The sequence below is a fragment of the Candidatus Cardinium hertigii genome, assembly GCF_003788695.1.
The window spans coordinates 168,182-172,875 of record NZ_RARA01000027.1 but is presented as its reverse complement, the minus strand read 5'-3'; the positions used below and the strand labels follow the sequence as shown (position 1 = coordinate 172,875).

General features: G+C 38.2%; 5 protein-coding genes and 2 pseudogenes. 1 reads left to right on the top strand and 6 read right to left on the bottom strand.

The features are described 5' to 3' along the window. Positions 1 to 269, top strand: a pseudogene (locus EDM02_RS05265) (IS4-like element ISWosp8 family transposase); the annotation flags it as partial. Positions 270 to 312: 43 nt separating this feature from the next. On the opposite strand, the gene dut reads toward EDM02_RS05265, so the two are convergent. From dut to EDM02_RS06170, 6 genes and pseudogenes are all read right to left on the bottom strand, one after another. Further along, a complete protein-coding gene (dut, locus tag EDM02_RS05260; protein ID WP_123663666.1) occupies positions 313 to 747 on the bottom strand; it encodes a dUTP diphosphatase in 435 nt (144 codons plus the stop codon). 85 nt (positions 748 to 832) lie between these two features. Beyond that, positions 833 to 1,015: an amidase family protein gene (locus EDM02_RS05255; protein WP_260215061.1), complete on the bottom strand. Its 183-nt coding sequence runs from the start codon at positions 1,013 to 1,015 to the stop codon at positions 833 to 835. 130 nt (positions 1,016 to 1,145) lie between these two features. Further along, positions 1,146 to 1,778 carry a 2-phosphosulfolactate phosphatase gene (locus EDM02_RS05250; RefSeq protein WP_184891125.1) on the bottom strand — a complete coding sequence of 211 codons (633 nt, stop codon included), beginning with the start codon at positions 1,776 to 1,778 and terminating at the stop codon, positions 1,146 to 1,148. A 56-nt stretch (positions 1,779 to 1,834) separates the two neighbouring features. Beyond that, complete coding sequence (atpG, locus tag EDM02_RS05245) at positions 1,835 to 2,731, bottom strand: ATP synthase F1 subunit gamma (RefSeq protein WP_123663116.1); 897 nt, start codon at positions 2,729 to 2,731, stop codon at positions 1,835 to 1,837. An 85-nt stretch (positions 2,732 to 2,816) separates the two neighbouring features. Next, positions 2,817 to 4,244 carry a F0F1 ATP synthase subunit alpha gene (atpA, locus tag EDM02_RS05240; RefSeq protein WP_420886345.1) on the bottom strand — a complete coding sequence of 476 codons (1,428 nt, stop codon included), beginning with the start codon at positions 4,242 to 4,244 and terminating at the stop codon, positions 2,817 to 2,819. After that, positions 4,245 to 4,520, bottom strand: a pseudogene (locus tag EDM02_RS06170) (transposase); the annotation flags it as partial. Positions 4,521 to 4,694 lie beyond the last annotated feature (174 nt).

Below are 4,694 nucleotides of genomic sequence, written 5' to 3'. Positions count from 1 at the left end.
ATTTATTGGCACTGCATATGTGTGATGCTCAAGGTCCCTGGAAACCAGAGCAAATAAATGAGTATCGTTTGAATTTTTCAGTTTTGTTTGGTGTGATGCGTCAAAAAATGCATCAAGTGCTGATTGGGAAGTGCTCAACTAAAAGCTTTCAGAAACTCTTTGATAGAGTGTGCATACGAGCTAAAGTAAAAATCCGACCCGGGCGATTATATAGTCGTGACAAGGTGGATAAACCTAAACGGCATCATGTCTTTAGGAGGGTCTGCTAATCATGAATTCCCTTAAGTTGACGCCATTGAGTGAACGGATACGTTAAATCTGTCCAGTACTTCCATGCCCTGCCTCTCCCCTCGCCGTTTCATCAAGAACAGATACCACTTGCCAAGAGATCGGCTCATATTTTGCTATTATCAGCTGTGCTATTCTTGCCCCATCCTGCACCATAAAGGGTTGAAAAGATAAGTTAATAAGCAATATTTTTATTTCCCCTCTATAATCTGCGTCAATCGTCCCAGGGCTATTTAAAACAGCCACACCAAACTTTAATGCCAATCCACTACGTGACCGTACTTGAGCCTCATACCCCTTTGGTAAAGCAATCGAAAGCCCTGTATCAATCAATACCCTGTGCCAGGGATCCAACACAATAGGCTCATCTGTAAAGGCACGTAAATCCATGCCACTAGCCCCTACTGTAGCATGAGTAGGTAATGGATGGTGTGATCGATTAATAATGGGAATTTGCATACAATAATAAAATATAAATAAATGGCTAATGTTACGTGTTACGTATGGTACAAATATGCAGCCGCTTTATAGGCATGGTAATGTTTTATATATGCATTGACTCAAAATAACGGGCAAAAGTAAGCAACTTTTCTTCCTCAAAATAGCTGCCAATAATTTGGATACCAATTGGTAAATTCTTTTGATCTACCCCATTTGGTAAGGAAATAGCAGGTAAGCCGGCTACTGAGGCTAATACCGTATAAAGATCACTGCCATAACTATACATTAGTAATAATTCTAAAAAATTAAACACCGAAAACTCATGTTAAATTAACCATTTTTTCAATGAGGGGAAAGTGGATTATTTATGATTAAATTTAATTGTCTATTGCAACGGCCTCGTATCGTTAAGAACATTAATGTATACGCGTTAATATAGCATAATCCTCTATAACATTCGCTTTAATAACAAAATTAAAGCGATCTATTTCTAGGCAACGAAAAAAATCTGCTTCAGGGTATTGGTACTGGTCTGTAGAAAAAAAATATTTCCCAGCACCTTTTTGAAGAATAGGTATAAAGGTATCTATCTTTGGTTTTTTTCCGCCAATCAGCTCTTTAAGATAGGTAGCACAGAGATTATCCTCTAAAGAAGGTCTTATTCCCTCATGACCCATAGGTATTATTATGACCTCCACATTTTTCATATTCTTAATGTATCGAGCAGTAGCAGATGCATTCATAAAACCAGCAGCAAGTAATATATCTGATGAACCAGCCAGCATCATTCCGTTTGCGCCTGCTGCTGTTCTGTGTAGCACGTAGCGACCGGATACCATAACCTCTTCTGTGCGCGTTGGGGAATTAGGAATATGGTAGGCTACATTTACGCCTTTTTCAGGCTTTCCTACTAATAAAGGATTCTGAAAATTAGATATTAAACGCTCAATGGTACCGCTTTTATTGGCCAATATGTAAATTTTTGGATTATGACTTAATATATAAGCAGCTGTAGTACAAGCACGAAATACATCAATAATTACAGCCACACAAATAAACAGATATGTTTCATATCTGTTTTAGTATCAAAATAAAATTAATTTTTTTACATTTCTGTTAACGCTTTGGCACCACTAGTGATTTCCGCTAATGCGTTTGTGATAATGGCCTGTCTAGTTCTATTATAGCTGATTCGTAGCATTTTTAAAAGCTCCTCTGCATTATCAGTTGCCTGGCTCATAGTAGCCATTCTGGCTGCATGTTCGCTTGCACTAGATGCAACCAGCATACCCATTATTTTATGCTGGAGTATATGAGGAACAAGCTTTTCTAACAGCAATTGGGGAGAGGGCTCATAAATATAGTGTAACGGCACAAGAAGCGATTGTTTAAAAGGCTCTTCTTGTTTAGGTAAAAAAGGCAAAAAGGGAACAATAGTTACTTCTTGTTTAAAGGCATTTGTAAAGGTAGTATAAGCTAATTTAATTTCAGTATAATAATTTTTCTCAAATGCTTCTATACAATAGGTAGTGAGTTTAGCACTCCCTTGGAGATTAGATTTGTCCAGCAGATCAACATAGCTATCTATAATAGGTAAATGAGATTTTTTAAAAAATTGATAGGCTTTTTTTCCCACGACCAGTATTTCGATGGTGGCAGCTTGCGTCTCCTGTATGGTTGCTAGGTGTTGGCTGACCTCTTTGAGTATATTTTTATTAAATGCTCCACATAACCCGCGACTAGAAGTAACGACTATGCATAATAGATTTTGAGGCTGATCTATTTTTTTTGTTATTAAAGGATGGGATAATTTACTGCTATTCATGCCTTGTAGTACAGCTTCTAACAGCATGTTATATTGCGTTGCATATTCCTGTAGAGGTATCAAGGCTTGTTGCGCCTTATGCAATTTGCAAGCAGATATCATTTTCATCGCTTTGGTAATTTTTTGGGTAAACGCTATAAGGTTTATGCGATTTACTACTTCTTTAAGAGATGCCATAGTTAGTGTATTCGTTCACGTTCGTACCTAGCAATAGTACAATAATGCAAGATTATAAAAAACACGCCTTGCCTTTTTTACTGCATTAACTTTGTGGATATTTTGTCAGAAGGCTTTTGGCTACTTCTATCAGTACCTGAATAATTTGGTTATTCCATTGTCCCTCTGCAATGCTTGTCAATGCAGTATGGTATTGCGTAGAGAGCAATTCTAAAAATTGTTTTTCAAATATTTTAACCTGATTAAGATGGATTTTATCCAAATATCCATTCATAGCTATATATAAAATAGCAACTTGCTCCTCTATGGGCATAGGCGCATGCAAGTCCTGCTTGAGTAATGCTTGATTTTTTCGACCACGGTCGATTGCTCTTTTAGTAGTAGCCTCTAAATCAGAACTAAACTTAGCAAAAGTTTCCAATTCAGAAAATTGTGCTTGATCTAGTTTTAAGCTACCTGCTACTTTTTTGATGGCTTTAATTTGAGCAGCACCCCCGATGCGAGATACAGAAATACCGACATTAATAGCGGGTTTGATGCCTGCATTAAATAAGTTCATTTCCAGAAATATTTGTCCATCCGTAATCGAAATAACATTAGTGGGGATATAGGCAGATACATCCTCCATTTGTGTTTCTATAATGGGCAATGCCGTAAGGGAGCCGCCTCCCTTAACTTTTATCTTTAAGGAATCGGGAATATCGTTCATGGAACGGGCTATATCATCATTGCCAATAATGCGTGCCGCACGTTCCAGTAGACGAGCATGTAAAAAAAAGATATCCCCAGGGAACGCTTCTCGACCAGGTGATCTACGCAACAAAAGCGATATTTCCCTATAGGCAATAGCTTGTTTAGAAAGATCATCATAAATAACCAGTGCATCTCGGCCGGTATCTCTAAAAAATTCACCAATAGCAGCGCCTGCAAAAGGAGCAAAAGATTGCATAGGAGCAGAGGCCGCAGAGGGCGCTGCTACAATAGTGGTGTAGTCCATAGCACCATATCGCGTTAATGTTTCTACTACATTGGCTATAGAAGATGCTTTTTGCCCAATGGCTACATAAATACAGTAGACAGGCTTGCCCTGTTCAAATAACTTACGTTGATTCAGAATAGTATCTATTGCAATCGATGTTTTACCAGATTGCCTATCACCAATAATAAGTTCGCGCTGACCTTTGCCAATAGGTATCATTGCATCAATAGCTTTAAACCCTGTTTGGAGCGGTGTATCCACTGGTTGTCGGTAGATTACACCAGGGGCATTTCGCTCTAGGGGCATCTCAAAACGTTCTCCAAGGATAGGACCATGGCCATCTATTGCGTCTCCAAGCGTATCTATTACACGCCCTAACAGCCCCTCACCTACTTGTATGGCGGCCACACGCTTAGTTCGGGTAACCGTATCTCCCTCTTTAATGGCAGTAGCATTTCCTAATACAACCGCACCTACCATATGCTCTTCTAGGTTTAATACCATCCCCTTGCATCCATTTTCAAAGGATAGCANTAGACTAAAAGTTATACGGTCGTTTACTTCTTCTTCTACTTGATAGTCACTCAGTCCATACCATGTCTGAAGTAAAAGCATTTTAAATAAAAGTAGGGGACTATAGGCAGGTTTGCCAGATAAGCGTAGGCCTTTAGCATAATAAATGCGAAGTTCTTTTTCAATTGTTGACCAATCAATTATTTTAGTGATTTGATCAAAAAAGGTATGTTTACATTTACGTTTACTTGCTGAAATATCTGCTAAACTTAATTGACCACTTGTTTGGATTGCCATAACTATACATTAGTAATAATTCTAAAAAAATAAACACCGAAAACTCATGTTAAGTTAACCATTTTTTCAATGAGGGGAAAGTGGATTATTTATGATTAAATTTAATTGTCTATTGCAACGGCCTCAATGCGGTAAACGCCGTACTGCTGATCTTCCCCCTAACGTTACGTCAGA